Origin of the sequence: Micromonospora sp. NPDC049580 (assembly GCF_040675595.1) — a bacterium.
Lineage (GTDB): Bacteria > Actinomycetota > Actinomycetes > Mycobacteriales > Micromonosporaceae > Micromonospora.
On the sequence record NZ_JBFAPG010000117.1, the window covers coordinates 1 to 13,905 of the forward strand.

A 13,905-nucleotide genomic window follows, 5' to 3' on the forward strand; every position below is an offset into this window, starting at 1 on the left:
CCGTCGTTTACGGCCAGCGGGTGGTAGGGCCCGGTCCGGCGCGGTGCGGGCACCGGGCTTCGGTACCCTTTGTGGCCGTGGACACAGCTGAGAAGACCCGTGCTCTCACGGAGAGCGTCGCCCTGAACCCGCTCGATCCCAAGGACCTGTTGCAGACCTTCGGGCTGGTCGGCGTCTGGGTGATCCTCTTCGCCGAGACCGGCCTGCTGGTGGGCTTCTTCTTCCCCGGCGACTCGCTGCTGTTCCTCGCCGGCGTGGCAGCCTCGCCGGTGGCGGACGCCATCTTCGGTGACGGCACCCGGCTCTCGCTGGCCGGTCTGCTGATCGGCGGGCCGATCTGCGCGATCCTCGGCGCCCAGCTGGGGCACTGGCTCGGCGCGCGGTACGGCCGGCGGATGTTCGAGCGGCCCAACTCGCGGCTCTTCAAGAAGGAGTACGTCGAGAAGGCCGAGTACTACTTCCAGAAGTTCGGCCCGGCGAAGGCCGTGGTGCTGGCGCGCTTCATCCCGATCGTGCGGACGTTCCTCAACCCGGTCGCCGGGGCGCTGGGCATGCCGGCTCGGCAGTTCCTGATGTGGAACATCGTCGGCGCGGTGCTCTGGGTGGACGGCATCCTGCTGATCGGCTATCTGCTGGCCGACCGGATCTACAAGGCCATCGGCGACAAGATCGACCACTACATCCTGCCGGTGGTCGCCCTGATCATCCTGATCTCGGTGCTGCCGATCTTCTTCGAGTTCCTGCGTGACCGGCGGGCGCGCAAGCGCGGCGAGGCGGTCGCGGTGGTCGCGGCGGCCAGCGCCGCGGGCGCGGTCGACGCGGTACGCGAGAAGTTCGACCACGACGAGCACCCGCACGACCGTCGGCACCCGGGGCACGGCCAGGAGCGCTGATCCGAGATACGACGACGGCCGGCCCCCTGGTGAGGGGGTCGGCCGTCGGCATGTCAGGCCCGCCCTCCGGCGGTGCGGCCGAGGACGAGCAGGTATCACCTACCGGTGGCGCCACCCCTGGTTCGCCACCGGACACCGCCCCGGCATGGGACGGTGCGCAGCGCCTATGTCAGCGGGCCTTCTTGGTGGCCCGCTTACGCGGCGGGGTCAGCAGGTCGGCGATCGTCGCGATCGCACTCGGGACCAGCCGGTAGTACGCCCAGACACCGCGCTTCTCCCGCTCCAGCAAGCCGGCCTCGGTGAGGATACGCAGGTGGTGACTGACCGTCGGCTGAGAGAGGCCGAGCGGCGCGGTCAAGTCACAGACGCACGCCTCGCCCTCGGGGGCCGACTGGATCAGGCTGAGCAGCCGCAACCGGGCGGGATCCGCAAGGGCCTTGAGGACCCCCGCGAGACGCTCGGCATCGGCACGTTCGATCGGCTCACCGGCAAGCGGCGAGATCTGAGGCATTGTCATTTCGGCCAACGCAGTTCCCACGTATTCCATCCTTCCACCAGCAGCATCGATCCGCCTGCATATCAGCAGATCCGAATCGGCAAACTTTTACGCCACAAGGCCGAGGTCAGCCAACGTATAGGCCGCCCTGTACGGCAATCCGGCGGCTCGCACCGCGTCGCCGGCGCCTCGATCAACAATAACCGCCACGCCCACGACTTCGGCTCCGGCCTCACGAAGCGCCTCGACAGCGGTCAACACACTTCCGCCCGTTGTGGACGTGTCCTCCACCGCCAACACACGGCGGCCGGCCACCTCCGGTCCCTCGATCCGTCGCTGCAGACCGTGCGCCTTGCCCGCCTTCCGCACCACAAAGGCGTCGAGGGCGCGGCCGGTCGGAGCGGCGGCGTGCAGCATCGAGAGCGCGACAGGGTCCGCGCCCAGGGTGAGCCCACCGACGGCCTCGTACTCCCAGTCGGCGGTGAGATCGAGCAGCGCCCGACCGACCAACGGAGCGGCCTGGTGATGGAGCGTGACACGCCGGAGATCGACGTACCAGTCTGCCTCGCGCCCCGAGGAGAGCACGACCCGTCCGTGGACCACAGCCAGGTCGGTAATGAATTTACGCAGGTCGTCGTGGTCCCCCATGGCGATAGAGGTTACTGCGCAAGTCTGAACGGCGTGTGCACGGCCCTCCCTGATCAGCCCCGCGAGGAACCGACGGTTGGCGATGTTCGACTACGCTCAGCGACCGACCCGGAGGCGGTGCGCCAACGCCCGACGACGGAGCTTTCGGCGCGAGCGGGCACCGACGGCTCAGTTCTCGTCGCGACCGATCCGGCTGCGGGTGTCGCGGGCGACCGCCTGGAGCAGCCGGATCGGCGCGTGTCGCAGACCGGCGACCGCCACCTTGTACTTCCAGGCGGGGATGCTTACCAACTTGCCTTTTCGCAGGTCACGTAGGGCTTCGTCGACGACATCCTCGGCTCGCAGCCACAGCCACTCCGGCGTCTTCGACATGTTGATGCCGGCCCGTTCGTGGAATTCGGTGCGGGTGTAGCCGGGGCAGAGAGCCATCACCCGGACACCGAATGGGCGTGCCGACTGGCCGACGGACTCGCTGAAATTGGTGACCCACGCCTTGCTGGCCGAGTAGGTCGATCCGGGCATCACCGCGCCAAACCCTGCAACCGAAGAGACATTTATCACTGCCCCGTCGCGCCGTTCGGTCATCGGCCGAAGCGCCGCCAGGGTCAGTCGCATGACGGCGTGCACGTTGAGCCGGAGCAGCCGTGCCTCGTCCTCCGCTGTGGAGCGCAGGAACGGCTTGTTCAGGCTGATGCCGGCGTTGTTGACGAGCAGGTGGACAGGGCTGTCGGACGTCAGCCGCTGCTCGACGGTCGCGCAGCCGTCGTCGGTGGACAGGTCCGCCGACAACGTCTCCACGGCACGGCCGTGCCGGGAGCCCAGCTCGGCGGCCATCTCGCCCAGTCGGTCAGCATCCCGGGCGACCAGCACCAGATGCCAGCCGTCGGCCGCCAGGCGTCGGGCGAACGCCGCGCCGATGCCGGCGGTGGCACCGGTGATCAGGGCCCGTCGCTCGGTGGTCGTGGGATCGAGCGTCACGGGCGGGTCCTCATCTGGGCGGGTACGGGGGCGCGGCGGACGCCGGCGGGGGCTGGTGCGGTGCGGGCGGAAACGCGGGTGGGGCGGACGGCGCGGTGGGTGACGTGGGGCGGTGTCGACCGAACCAGGCGTTCGCCGCCGGCAGGGTCAGCAGCGTTGCTACCACAAGGTAACCGAGGGCCTGCCCGACCGAAAGCCCGGCGTTGAGCGGGATCCACCAGGACGGGTACGCGTCCGAGATGAGGCCGAGCAGCTCGGCGGTGGCCCGCTCGTCGGCGCCCAGCCGCAGCGGCGCGGCCCGCTCGCCGACGAGCACCGCCACGCTGCAGCAGCCCGCGAGCAGGCCGAGCCCGCAGACCACCCAGGTGGCCACCCGCACGCCACGCCGACCCGTCAGCAGCCCGAGGGCCAGGCCGGCGAGCACGGGCACGGAGAGGGCCGCCACCACCGCGGTCAGCACCGCCGACGCCCGCAGCAGGGTCACCACGTCGTCGATCTGCTGCGGGCTCGCCGAGGTGTCCCGAGCGGCAGCCCGGAACGCGTCCACGGTCCGGCCCAGCACCGCCAGGTCGACGACGGCGTACGCGAGCGCGCCCACCGCCATCACCAGCAGCACGGCCGAGGCCGCCAGGACCACGGCGGGCCGGCGGGGCGGTGCCGATTCGGGGTACGACACGACGGATCCCTCCGGTAGGCGTCGGGTTGCAACCTACTCGGAGGGATCGTCGGCGTCGTGCTTATCCAGCGGTCAACTGGTCGACGGCGGGGTCGGTCCGGGGCGGTCCGCAGGCGGCGTGTCGTCCGGCCGGTCGGTGCCGGACGGGCCCGACGGCGGCGCGGACGGCGGGGTGCCCGGCTGCTCCGACCCGGGTGCCTGGCCCGGCGTCGACGGATAGCCCGGCTCACCACTCGACGGGTAACTCGGCTCGCCGCTGGACGGGTAGCCCGGCTGGCCGGGAGCCTGCGGGTAACCGGGCTGGCCGGACGCCTGCGGGTAGCCCGGGTAGCTGGTGCCGGGGGTCGGGGGCTCCCAGGCCGCGGCGGGCTTGCGGAAGAACTCGTTCGACTTGGGCAGTGCCAGCAGGATGAGCGCCGCCAGCAGCGCGAGCAGGCTGATCACGCCGAGCGTGATGGTGACCGGGGCGATCCAGGACGGCAGCGCCTCCTCGAGACGGCGCTGGACCTCCTCGCTGCTCGGCATGTCGCCGCCGCTGTTCCCACCGGTGGTGAAGCCGCCGCCCACGCCGTTGAGCACGGTGCCACCCGTGCAGCAGACCATGATGCCGCCGACGATCCAGGTGGTGATGCGCGAACCGTTGCTACCCCGGTTGTTGAAGATGGCCAGCACGGCCAGCACGACCGCGAGCAGGAGCACGAGGATGCCGGCGCCGAGGGCGAACGCGAAGACGAAGTTCGCCACCTGGTCCGCGCCCTCGGCGGTACTGCTCGAGTAGGCGTCGCGGAGCACGTCGCGGGTCTTGCCGATGGTGGAGAGGGTGAGGATGAGACTGATCACCTGGCACGCCAGGAACAGGAAGAGCAGGTAGCTGGAAATCGTCACGGTGGATGGCCGCTGGCGGGCCGGCGTGCTCTGGGATTCGACCACGATTCTCCTTCCCTAGATCGGGCCCACACCGTATCGGCAACCGGCCACTCCGGCATGCCGTGCCGAATGCGGCGGCGCGTCGGGTCGCTCAGCGCCCGTCGTCGGTGGGGCGGATCGCCAGGTCGGCGGGATCGAGCAGGTCGCCGCGGGCGACCCGCCAGCCCTCTTCGCCGTACGCCTCGAAGGAGAGCCGGGCGTTCGGGCCCGACTGGTAGTCGTGGTAGCGCATCGTCCCGGCCGGCGGCAGGCCGGTCTCGCCGGTGGCGGTGTAGCGGGCCTGCCCGGTCTCGGCCCAGGTGTAGCGCAGCCCGCCGAGGTCGATGGTCGGGGCGCCGGGGGTGACGGTCGCGCCGGGCTCGGCGGTCCAGAGCACCAACTCCAACTCGGGGTCGCCGTCGCCCTCGACGGAGAGCCGGTGTGGCGTGCCGGAGGCGTCGTCGAGGAGGTGCTGCACCCAGCTCCAGTCCCCCTCGACCAGGCGGATGGTGCCGCTCACGACGTACTCCCGCTGGCCGATCCGCACGCGATCACCCGGCGCCAGTCGGTGGGCGCCGTCAAGGGTGGGCCGGGCGGCCGGCGGCACGCCGGTGGGCCGGGCCGCGGCCCGCCGCCGGGCCCGCACGACGAACACGAGCACGACCACGATGAGTACGACCACCGCCGCCATCAGGTACGTCAGCGACCCGTCCACCCGACCACCTCCCCAGGTACGTCGGCGCAGACGGTAACAACCTCGCGCACCGAATTGAGTCGCGTCGTGACCGAAAGCTCAGCTACCGACGGCAGCCGGGGTGTCGCCGGCCGTGGTCATTGTGGATACCCGGATGCGGGCCGCTCTCCCGTGCCGGGGCGGCCAGCGGTCGGTGTCGGGTGCGCGACCGGCCGGTGCGGCGGCCGGGTCACGCCGCCGCGAGTCGCTGGGTGGCGTAGTCGCCGAGGGTGGAGCGCCCCATGACGCAGCCGACGAAGGTGGTGAACTCGGTGGGGTCGTCCCGCAGCGACGTCCACGCCGCTCGGGCCGCCGCCGGGTCGGCACGCTCCAGCAGCGTCGCCGCGTACGCCCGGCCGGCGGGTGAACCCTCGGCGAGCAGCCGGTCGAGCTGCCGGCGTACCTCCTCGGGGTGGTCGTCGAGCGCAGCCTCGACGCGCTGGTACGCCTCGGTCACCGGCAAGGTCGCACCGGCGATCCCCACCCCACCGAAAGCAAGCGTGTCGGCGGTGACCAACTCGTCCACGGCCGCACCAAGGTCCCGCTCCCAAGCCTTACGCATCCCGAACATGCCCCAACCCTTTCCCTCCCCGCCCACCTCTCACCCTGTTGATCAAGAGGTTTGCGTCATGAGAAGACGTACCCATGACGCAAACCTCTTGATCACCGCGGGTCAGGCCGGGGTTACCGTGAGGGAGTTGGCGCCAGCGTTCAGGTCTACCTTTACTGTGTTGCCGTCTCGGATTGATCCGCTCAGCAGGGCCTTGGCCAACTGGTCGCCGATGGCGGTCTGGACCAGGCGGCGCAGCGGGCGGGCGCCGTAGATCGGGTCGTAGCCGTGCTCGGCCAGCCACTGACGCGCGGACTCGGTGATCTCCAGGCCGAGCCGCCGGTCGGCCAACCGCCGCCGCATCCGGTCCAGCTGGATGTCCACGATGGAGCGCAGATCATCCCCGCGCAGCGCGGCGAAGACCACGATGTCGTCCAGCCGGTTGAGGAACTCCGGCTTGAAGTGCGACCGGACCACGGCCAGGACGCCCTCCCGGCGCTGCTCCTCGGCCAGTGTCAGGTCGCTGATCACCGACGACCCGAGGTTGGAGGTGAGGATCAGGATCGCGTTGCGGAAGTCCACCGTGCGGCCCTGGCCATCGGTGAGTCGACCGTCGTCGAGCACCTGGAGCAGCACGTCGAAGACGTCCGGGTGGGCCTTCTCCACCTCGTCCAGCAGGATCACCGAGTACGGCCGCCGGCGCACCGCCTCGGTGAGCTGCCCGCCCTCCTCGTAGCCGACGTACCCGGGCGGGGCGCCGACCAGGCGAGCCACCGAGTGCTTCTCGCCGTACTCGCTCATGTCGATGCGGACCATCGCCCGCTCGTCGTCGAAGAGGAACTCGGCGAGCGCCTTGGCCAGCTCGGTCTTGCCGACACCGGTCGGGCCGAGGAAGAGGAAGCTGCCCGTCGGGCGGTCCGGGTCGGCGACACCGGCCCGTGCCCGGCGTACGGCGTCGGACACCGCGCTCACGGCCTCGGCCTGGCCGACCACCCGGCCGCCCAGCGACTCCTCCATCCGCAGCAGCTTTGCCGTCTCGCCTTCGAGCAGGCGGCCGGCCGGAATGCCGGTCCACGAGGCGACCACCGCGGCGATGTCGTCCGCGCCGACCTCCTCCTTGAGCATCGCGCCGTCGGCCTGGAGCTGGGCCAGCTCCTCCTCGGCCTGCTTCAGCTCGACCTTGAGGGCGGGGATGCGGCCGTAGCGCAGCTCGGCGGCACGCTCCAGCTCCCCGTCCCGCTCGGCCCGCTCGGCCTCGCCGCCCAGGCGCTCCAGCTCCTCCTTGGCGGTGGAGAGCTTGGTGATGTGGCTCTTTTCGGTCTGCCAGCGCTCGGAGAGCACGGTGAGCTGCTCGCGCTTGTCGGCCAACTCCTGGCGCAGCCGCGCCAACCGCTCGGCGGACGCGGCGTCCGGCTCCTTGGCCAGCGCCATCTCCTCGATCTCCAGCCGGCGGACCGCGCGCTCGATCTCGTCCACCTCGACCGGGCGGGAGTCGATCTCCATCCGCAGCCGGGACGCGGACTCGTCGACCAGGTCGATCGCCTTGTCCGGCAGGAACCGGTCGGTGATGTACCGGTCGGAGAGCGTCGCGGCGGCGACCAGCGCGGCGTCGGTGATCCGCACGCCGTGGTGCACCTCGTAGCGCTCCTTGAGCCCGCGCAGGATGCCGATGGTGTCTTCGATGGTCGGCTCGCCGACAAGCACCGGCTGGAAGCGCCGCTCCAGCGCCGGGTCCTTCTCGATGTGTTCGCGGTACTCGTCCAGCGTGGTGGCACCGACCATCCGCAGCTCACCGCGGGCCAGCATCGGCTTGAGCATGTTGCCGGCGTCCATCGAGCCCTCGCCCTTGCCGGCGCCGACGACGGTGTGCAGCTCGTCGAGGAACGTGATGACCTGCCCGTTGGAGTTCTTGATCTCCTCCAGGACGGACTTCAGCCGCTCCTCGAACTGGCCCCGGTACTGGGCGCCGGCGACCATCGCGCCGAGGTCCAGCGAGACCAGTTTCTTGTCGCGCAGCGACTCGGGGACGTCGCCGGCCACGATCCGCTGGGCGAGGCCCTCGACGATCGCGGTCTTGCCGACGCCGGGCTCGCCGATCAGCACCGGGTTGTTCTTCGTACGACGGGAGAGCACCTGGATGACCCGGCGGATCTCCGAGTCCCGGCCGATCACCGGGTCGATCTTGCCGTCGCGAGCGCTGGCGGTCAGGTCGACGCCGTACTTGCTGAGGGCCTGGTAGGTCTGCTCCGGGTCGGCGGTGGTGACCCGCCGGTCTCCGCCCCGGACGGTCGGGAAGGCCGCGACCAGGGCCTCCTCGGTGGCGCCGGCCGACTTCAGCGCGGCGGACACCGCGCCGCCGACCCGGGCCAGGCCGGCGAGCAGGTGCTCGGTGGAGGTGTACTCGTCGCCCAACGGCCGCGCGATCTGCTCGGCGGCGCCGATGGCGTTGACGAACTCCCGGGCCAGCGTGGCCTCGGCGATGCTGGAGCCCCGCGCGGCCGGCAGGGCGTCGACCGCCCGCTGGGCGGCCCGGCGCAGCTCGGCGGGGTCGGCCCCGACGGCGCGCAGCAGGCCGGCGGCGGTCGAGCCGTCGGTGTCCAGCAGGGACAGCAGGAGGTGCCAGGGCTCGACGGTGGCGTGGCCACGCTGGTTGGCCAGCGCGACGGCGCCGGTGATGGCCTCGCGGCTCTTGGTGGTGAGTTTCTCGGTGTTCATGGGCTCCCCCGGATCGGCGTTGTCCACTGGGTTGGACACAACCAGAGTTGAGCGTATTCCGCTCAACCTTACCGCTGTGACGGTCATCACTCCCGGGGCCGCCACCGCCAGTCGAACTCGCCGGTCGCCGGGGGCGGGCCGGGCAGCGGGTCGGAGTCCGGCGCCGTCGACAGGCCGCCGAGCAGCACCGCGAGCTGCCGGCGGCGCAGCTGGCGGGTCCGCTCCGCATCGGGTACGCGCACCGCCGCACACGCCTCCAGCACCAGCCCCAGGTCCTGTACGACCACGTCGGGGCGCAGTCGCCCACTGGCGTGCGCCCGTTCGACGAGCGCGGTGGCCAGCTCGCTGGCGCGCAGCGCGTCCCGGCCCATCTCCTCGGTCGGCGTGAAGGTGCCGGCCAGGTGGACGGTGAGCGAGTGCACGTCGGCGTCGACCACCGCGGCCAGGAACCCGGCGAACGCGGTCCAGTCGTCCGGCTCGGCGAGCGCCTCCTCGGCCACGGCGATGTAGCGGCGCAGCCCGTCGTGGCAGAGCTGACGCAGCAGAGCCTCCTTGCCCGCGTACCGCCGATAGAGCGCGCTGATGCCGACGCCCGCGCGGTCCGCGACGGCGGCGATCGGCGCCTTCGGGTCGTCGAGGAAGACGGCGCGGGCGGCTTCGAGGATCACCTCGTCGTTGCGGGCGGCCTGGGCGCGGCGGCCGGCCAGGGCCTTGGGAGACGTCGTCGACATGACCAGAGACTAACACTGGAACGGATCGTTCCGGTCTGATAGCGTGATTGCAGAACGAAACATTCCGTTCCGGAGGAGTTCGAAATGACCGTGATCCGCCCGTTCCGCGTCGAGATCCCGCAGACCGCCCTCGACGACCTGGCCGCCCGCCTGCGCCGCACGAACTGGCCGGCCGAGCTGCCCGGTGCCGGCGACACGTACGGCATGAGCGCCGACCGGGTGCGCACGCTCGCCGACCGGTGGCGGGACGGGTTCGACTGGCGGGCCGTCGAGGCCCGGCTGAACGCCCACCCGCAGTTCGCCACGGAGATCGACGGCGAGCAGATCCACTTCCTGCACGTCCGGTCGTCCCGGCCGGACGCCACCGCCCTGGTGCTCACCCACGGCTGGCCGGGCTCGGTGCTGGAATACCTGGACGTGATCGGCCCGCTCACCGAGCCAAGCGACCCGGCGGCGCCGGCCTTCCACCTGGTCATCCCGTCGCTGCCCGGCTTCGCGTTCTCCGGCCCCACCCGCAGCGCCGGCTGGAACCGCTTCCGCACCGCCCGCGCCTGGGCCGAGCTGATGAACCGACTGGGGTACGACAGCTACGGCGCGGTCGGCAACGACGCCGGCTCGATGGTCGCGCCGGAGCTGGGCCGGATCGACGCCGAGCACGTCCTCGGCGTGCACGTCACGCAACTCTTCTCGTTCCCGTCCGGCGACCCGGCCGAGTTCGCCGGGCTGTCCGAGGCGGACCAGGCGGCGCTCGGGCACCTCCAGTGGTTCTACGAGAACAAGTTCTCCTTCAACCAGGTGCACAGCCAGCAGCCGCAGACCCTGGCGTACGGGCTGGCCGACTCGCCCGTCGGCCTGCTGGCCTGGAACGCCCAACTCTTCGACGAGAGCCTCGACGACGACTTCGTCCTGGCCAACGTGGCGCTCTACTGGTTCACCGGCACGGCCGCCTCGGCGATCCGCTTCTACTGGGAGGACGCGCACGCCGGTCAGCAGCCGTCCGAGCCGACCACGGCACCGACGGCGCTGGCCATGTTCCCCGGCGACTTCCAGTCCATCCGCCGCTTCGCCGAACGGGACCACGCGAACATCGTCCGCTGGACGGCGTACGAGACTGACGTCGAGGGACGCGGCGACATCGGCGGCCACTACGCCGCTCACCAGGCCACCGATGCCCTGGTCGGCGACATCCGCGAGTTTTTCGCCACCCTCCGCTGACCGCGCCGGTAGATCGACTCGACGTCCTGGAAATCGGGGTATCCGGGCTAACGGGACACCCCGACATCACCGAAACCGAGTCGATCAACCCGCTGTCGAATCAGGCGCGTGGCCGCCCGGCACGAAGCTGCCGAGCCGGTCGCAGCTCTGCAAGGAGTACGGCGTGTCGGACACCGTGGTCGGCAAGGAGTACGGCGTGTCGGACACCGTGGTCGGCAAGGCCATGATGATCCTCCGTGCGACCGGCTTGACCGAGACGCTGGAAGGCGTCGGCGTGTTCGTGGCGGGGAAGCCGTAGACCCCCCGACTCGCGGCCGCGCGCTCTAGATCGACACGAGATCGCTGATCTGGGGGTGTCCCGCCGACTGGGATACCGCGATATCGGCGATCCCGTGTTGATCATGGCCGGGCGGGGGACGTGGCTTCCAAGATCTGCCGTCTGTTCACCTAGCGGTAGCCTGGGCGGGTGCGAGTACGTGTCGAGCAGACCGCCTTACCGGGGATCGGGGTACGCCACGATCTGGTGACGGAGTCCGGACGCCGCCTGGGCGTGGTCTCCCACCGCAATGGCCGCCGTGATCTTGTCCTCTACGACCCGGACGATCCCGACTCCTGCCAGGCGGACATTCCGCTGACCGACGACGAGGCGGAGGCGCTGGCCGACATCCTCGGCGCGTCGCTGATGCTCGGTCAGCTCTCCGGGCTGCGCGAGCAGGCTGCCGGTCTGCTCACCGAGCAGATCGCCATCCCGGCCGGTTCGCGGTACGTCAACCGGATGCTCGGCGACACCAAGGCGCGTACCCGCACCAGCGCCTCGATCGTGGCGGTGCTGCGCGATGGCACGGTGAACGTGTCGCCCGAGCCCTCCTTCCGCTTCGCGGCCGGTGACGTGGTGGTCGTCGTCGGGACCCGTCAGGGTCTCGACGGCGTGTCCGCCATCCTCGCCGACAGTGACCCGGACGGCTGAGGCGGATGCACGATCTCACCACGCTGCTCATCGAAGTCGGCGCGCTCCTGCTGCTGCTCGGGCTCCTCGGCCGGCTCAGCCGACGCATCGGCCTCTCTCCCATCCCCCTCTACCTGCTCGCCGGGCTCGCGTTCGGGCACGGCGGGCTGCTGCCGCTGGACGCCAGTGAGGAATTCTTCGCGGTCGGCGCCGAGATCGGCGTGATCCTGCTGCTGGTGATGCTCGGCCTCGAGTACTCGGCCAACGAGCTCGTCGGCAACCTGCGCTCGGCAGCACCGGCCGGCCTGATCGACGGGCTGCTCAACGCCCTGCCCGGCGCCATCTTCGCCCTGCTGCTCGGCTGGGACTGGGTGGCCGCCCTGGTGCTCGGCGGCATCACCTGGGTCTCCTCGTCGGGCGTGATCGCCAAGGTCCTCGCCGACCTGGGTCGGCTCGGTAACCGGGAGACCCCGGTGATCCTCTCGGTGCTGGTCATCGAGGACCTGGCGATGGCGCTCTACCTGCCCCTGGTCACCGCCGTGCTGCTAGGCAGCGGCCTGGTCGGCGGCGGGATCGCGCTCACCGTCGCGGTGGGTACGGTGCTGATCGTTCTGGTGGTCGCCATCCGGTACGGCCACCTGATCTCGTCCGCCCTGTCGGCGAAGGACCCGGAGGCGCTGCTGCTCGGCGTACTCGGCCTGACGTTGCTGATCGCGGGCATCGCGGCGAAGCTGCAGGTGTCGGCGGCGGTCGGCGCATTCCTGGTCGGCATCGCGCTCTCCGGCCCGGTGGCCCACCATGCCACCGAGCTGCTCTCGCCACTGCGGGATCTGTTCGCCGCGGTGTTCTTCGTGTTCTTCGGCCTGACCACCAGCCCGCAGGACATCCCGCCGGTGCTGCTGCCGGCGCTCGCCCTGGCCGTGGTCACCATGGGCACGAAGACGCTCACCGGCTACCTGGCGGCCCGCCGGGTCGGCATCGCCGAACCCGGTCGCTGGCGGGCCGGCCTGGCCCTCGTACCCCGAGGTGAGTTCTCGATCGTCATCGCCGGGCTCGCGGTCGCGGCCGGCAGCGTCGAGCCGCGGTTGGCCGCGCTCGCCGCGACGTACGTCCTGATCACCGTGGTGACCGGGCCGATCCTGGCCCGGCTGCCCGACTTCCCGTGGTTCAAGCGGTGGTTGCGCAACCGCGCGGCGGCCCAGCGGCGGGAGCCGGTGCCGATCCACGACTGACGTTCAGCCCGCTGCCGTGCCCTTGTCGGCGCGGCAGCGGCGCTGGCCAGGACACCCGAACGGCCGTTCGGGCCAGGCCGGCCGACGGATGCCGAATTGCTCCCTGCGGGTACTACCGCAGCACTCGACGGCGGGTTACCGTTTCGCCCCAGCAGCCACGGTCCGCAGGCAGCGTTGCCAGACGCGGGCGAGAGCGGAAGGTTGGCCGGTGAGCGTGCAGGAGTCGACGTTCCACGGTTTTGCCAACCCCGTCGATCCGACGCCGGCGGAGTTGCGAGCTTGGGCGTTCCAGCCCGATTCGGTGCCGTTGTCCTCCATGCCACCCGACTGGGACCTCCTGGTCTCCGGCGACCGCCTGGTGCTGACGCTCTTCGAGCTGGCGATGGACGCGACCTGCCCCGCGCGGCGCTTCGCGCTGCACTGCCTCTACATCTACGCCGCGGACGGCATCCGGACGAACTTTCGTGCCCATCCCAAGCGCCGCTTCCGCAAGCTGGTCGAGCAGGCCGAGCGCGACGGCGACGAGCTGATGAGGATCTGGGCGCACAACGGCCGCGTCCTGCTGGCCCGGCCGGACCTCTTCGTCTACCGGGACTGGTGCGAGGGCGGCCTGGTCCGCGAAAACCGCCGCCTCGGCTGAGCAGAATCGCCACCAGGCCGTCTTCACGATGATCGTTGGCAGCTCAGCAGTCGGCTGCCCGGCGTGTCGAGTCGCTCAGCCGCCAACGATCACGTCCGCCGGGTCACGACGGCGGGACATCGGGCCCGCCGATGACCGGGTAGCGCAGGGACGCAGCGTCACCGCGTCCCGGCCCGCGCAAGCAAGCAAGCAAGCAAGCAAGGCGAACGGGCCGGGACCCCCCGTGGGTCCCGGCCCGCACGTCGGTCACCGGATCAGTCCTGCTTGCGCTCGGTCTCGGCTCGGGCCGGGTCGACGCCGTGGTCGTCCTGGTCGGCGAACCGTCCCTCCTTGATCCGGTCGCGAAAGGTTGCCTCGGTGACCTTGTCGAACTTCTCGCGGACGGTGTCGGCCAGACTTTCCAACCGCTCCTCCGTCTGCTGAGCGAGGCTCTTCGCCTGCTCCGTCATCGCTCCCCCAACCGCGCCGATAGGCCCGAATTAAGGCGATAGGACCCGTATCGACAGGCTAACGGAAACGGCCTGGTCCGCGCCGGAAAATCCGGCG

16 protein-coding genes are annotated in these 13,905 nt (G+C 70.9%); 6 read left to right on the forward strand and 10 right to left on the reverse strand.

What is annotated here, in order from left to right; genetic code table 11:
* Positions 1-71 precede the first annotated feature (71 nt).
* Positions 72-893 carry a DedA family protein gene (locus tag AB0J68_RS12805; protein WP_354860239.1) on the forward strand — a complete coding sequence of 274 codons (822 nt, stop codon included), beginning with the start codon at positions 72-74 and terminating at the stop codon, positions 891-893.
* Between the two features lie 169 nt (positions 894-1,062).
* Here AB0J68_RS12805 and AB0J68_RS12810 read toward each other — a convergent pair whose 3' ends face one another.
* From AB0J68_RS12810 to AB0J68_RS12850, 9 genes are all read right to left on the reverse strand, one after another.
* On the reverse strand, positions 1,063-1,440 hold the full coding sequence (locus tag AB0J68_RS12810; protein ID WP_007454255.1) for a metalloregulator ArsR/SmtB family transcription factor: 378 nt from the start codon (positions 1,438-1,440) through the stop codon (positions 1,063-1,065).
* A gap of 57 nt (positions 1,441-1,497) precedes the next feature.
* Positions 1,498-2,037, reverse strand: coding sequence for an orotate phosphoribosyltransferase (gene pyrE, locus AB0J68_RS12815; protein ID WP_007454251.1), 540 nt, complete (start codon positions 2,035-2,037; stop codon positions 1,498-1,500).
* 168 nt (positions 2,038-2,205) lie between these two features.
* Positions 2,206-3,015 carry an SDR family oxidoreductase gene (locus AB0J68_RS12820; protein ID WP_354860233.1) on the reverse strand — a complete coding sequence of 270 codons (810 nt, stop codon included), beginning with the start codon at positions 3,013-3,015 and terminating at the stop codon, positions 2,206-2,208.
* A gap of 10 nt (positions 3,016-3,025) precedes the next feature.
* Entirely contained in the window at positions 3,026-3,691 is a 666-nt protein-coding gene (locus tag AB0J68_RS12825) for a hypothetical protein (protein WP_355064609.1), read from the reverse strand.
* A 72-nt stretch (positions 3,692-3,763) separates the two neighbouring features.
* The gene (locus AB0J68_RS12830; RefSeq protein ID WP_363938345.1) at positions 3,764-4,621 is read right to left on the reverse strand and encodes a hypothetical protein; all 858 of its coding nucleotides are present in this window, start codon (positions 4,619-4,621) and stop codon (positions 3,764-3,766) included.
* 88 nt (positions 4,622-4,709) lie between these two features.
* Complete coding sequence (locus tag AB0J68_RS12835) at positions 4,710-5,312, reverse strand: DUF4178 domain-containing protein (RefSeq protein WP_363938348.1); 603 nt, start codon at positions 5,310-5,312, stop codon at positions 4,710-4,712.
* A 208-nt stretch (positions 5,313-5,520) separates the two neighbouring features.
* Positions 5,521-5,928, reverse strand: a complete 408-nt coding sequence (locus AB0J68_RS12840; protein WP_363938351.1) for a hypothetical protein — start codon at positions 5,926-5,928, stop codon at positions 5,521-5,523.
* A 75-nt stretch (positions 5,929-6,003) separates the two neighbouring features.
* Positions 6,004-8,595: an ATP-dependent chaperone ClpB gene (gene clpB / locus AB0J68_RS12845; protein ID WP_363938359.1), complete on the reverse strand. Its 2,592-nt coding sequence runs from the start codon at positions 8,593-8,595 to the stop codon at positions 6,004-6,006.
* 86 nt (positions 8,596-8,681) lie between these two features.
* Positions 8,682-9,326: a helix-turn-helix domain-containing protein gene (locus tag AB0J68_RS12850; RefSeq protein ID WP_363938354.1), complete on the reverse strand. Its 645-nt coding sequence runs from the start codon at positions 9,324-9,326 to the stop codon at positions 8,682-8,684.
* 84 nt (positions 9,327-9,410) lie between these two features.
* Here AB0J68_RS12850 and AB0J68_RS12855 point away from each other — a divergent pair, with 84 nt between their 5' ends.
* From AB0J68_RS12855 to AB0J68_RS12875, 5 genes are all read left to right on the forward strand, one after another.
* Complete coding sequence (locus tag AB0J68_RS12855; protein ID WP_363938356.1) at positions 9,411-10,541, forward strand: epoxide hydrolase; 1,131 nt, start codon at positions 9,411-9,413, stop codon at positions 10,539-10,541.
* A gap of 40 nt (positions 10,542-10,581) precedes the next feature.
* Complete coding sequence (locus AB0J68_RS12860; RefSeq protein ID WP_355064787.1) at positions 10,582-10,839, forward strand: GntR family transcriptional regulator; 258 nt, start codon at positions 10,582-10,584, stop codon at positions 10,837-10,839.
* Between the two features lie 168 nt (positions 10,840-11,007).
* A complete protein-coding gene (locus tag AB0J68_RS12865; protein ID WP_007454242.1) occupies positions 11,008-11,508 on the forward strand; it encodes a TrkA C-terminal domain-containing protein in 501 nt (166 codons plus the stop codon).
* Between the two features lie 5 nt (positions 11,509-11,513).
* Positions 11,514-12,719 carry a cation:proton antiporter gene (locus tag AB0J68_RS12870; protein ID WP_354860212.1) on the forward strand — a complete coding sequence of 402 codons (1,206 nt, stop codon included), beginning with the start codon at positions 11,514-11,516 and terminating at the stop codon, positions 12,717-12,719.
* A gap of 208 nt (positions 12,720-12,927) precedes the next feature.
* The gene (locus tag AB0J68_RS12875; RefSeq protein WP_354860209.1) at positions 12,928-13,359 is read left to right on the forward strand and encodes a hypothetical protein; all 432 of its coding nucleotides are present in this window, start codon (positions 12,928-12,930) and stop codon (positions 13,357-13,359) included.
* Positions 13,360-13,613: 254 nt separating this feature from the next.
* On the opposite strand, the gene AB0J68_RS12880 is transcribed toward AB0J68_RS12875, so the two are convergent.
* Complete coding sequence (locus tag AB0J68_RS12880) at positions 13,614-13,808, reverse strand: hypothetical protein (RefSeq protein ID WP_354860207.1); 195 nt, start codon at positions 13,806-13,808, stop codon at positions 13,614-13,616.
* Between the last annotated feature and the right edge of the window lie 97 nt (positions 13,809-13,905).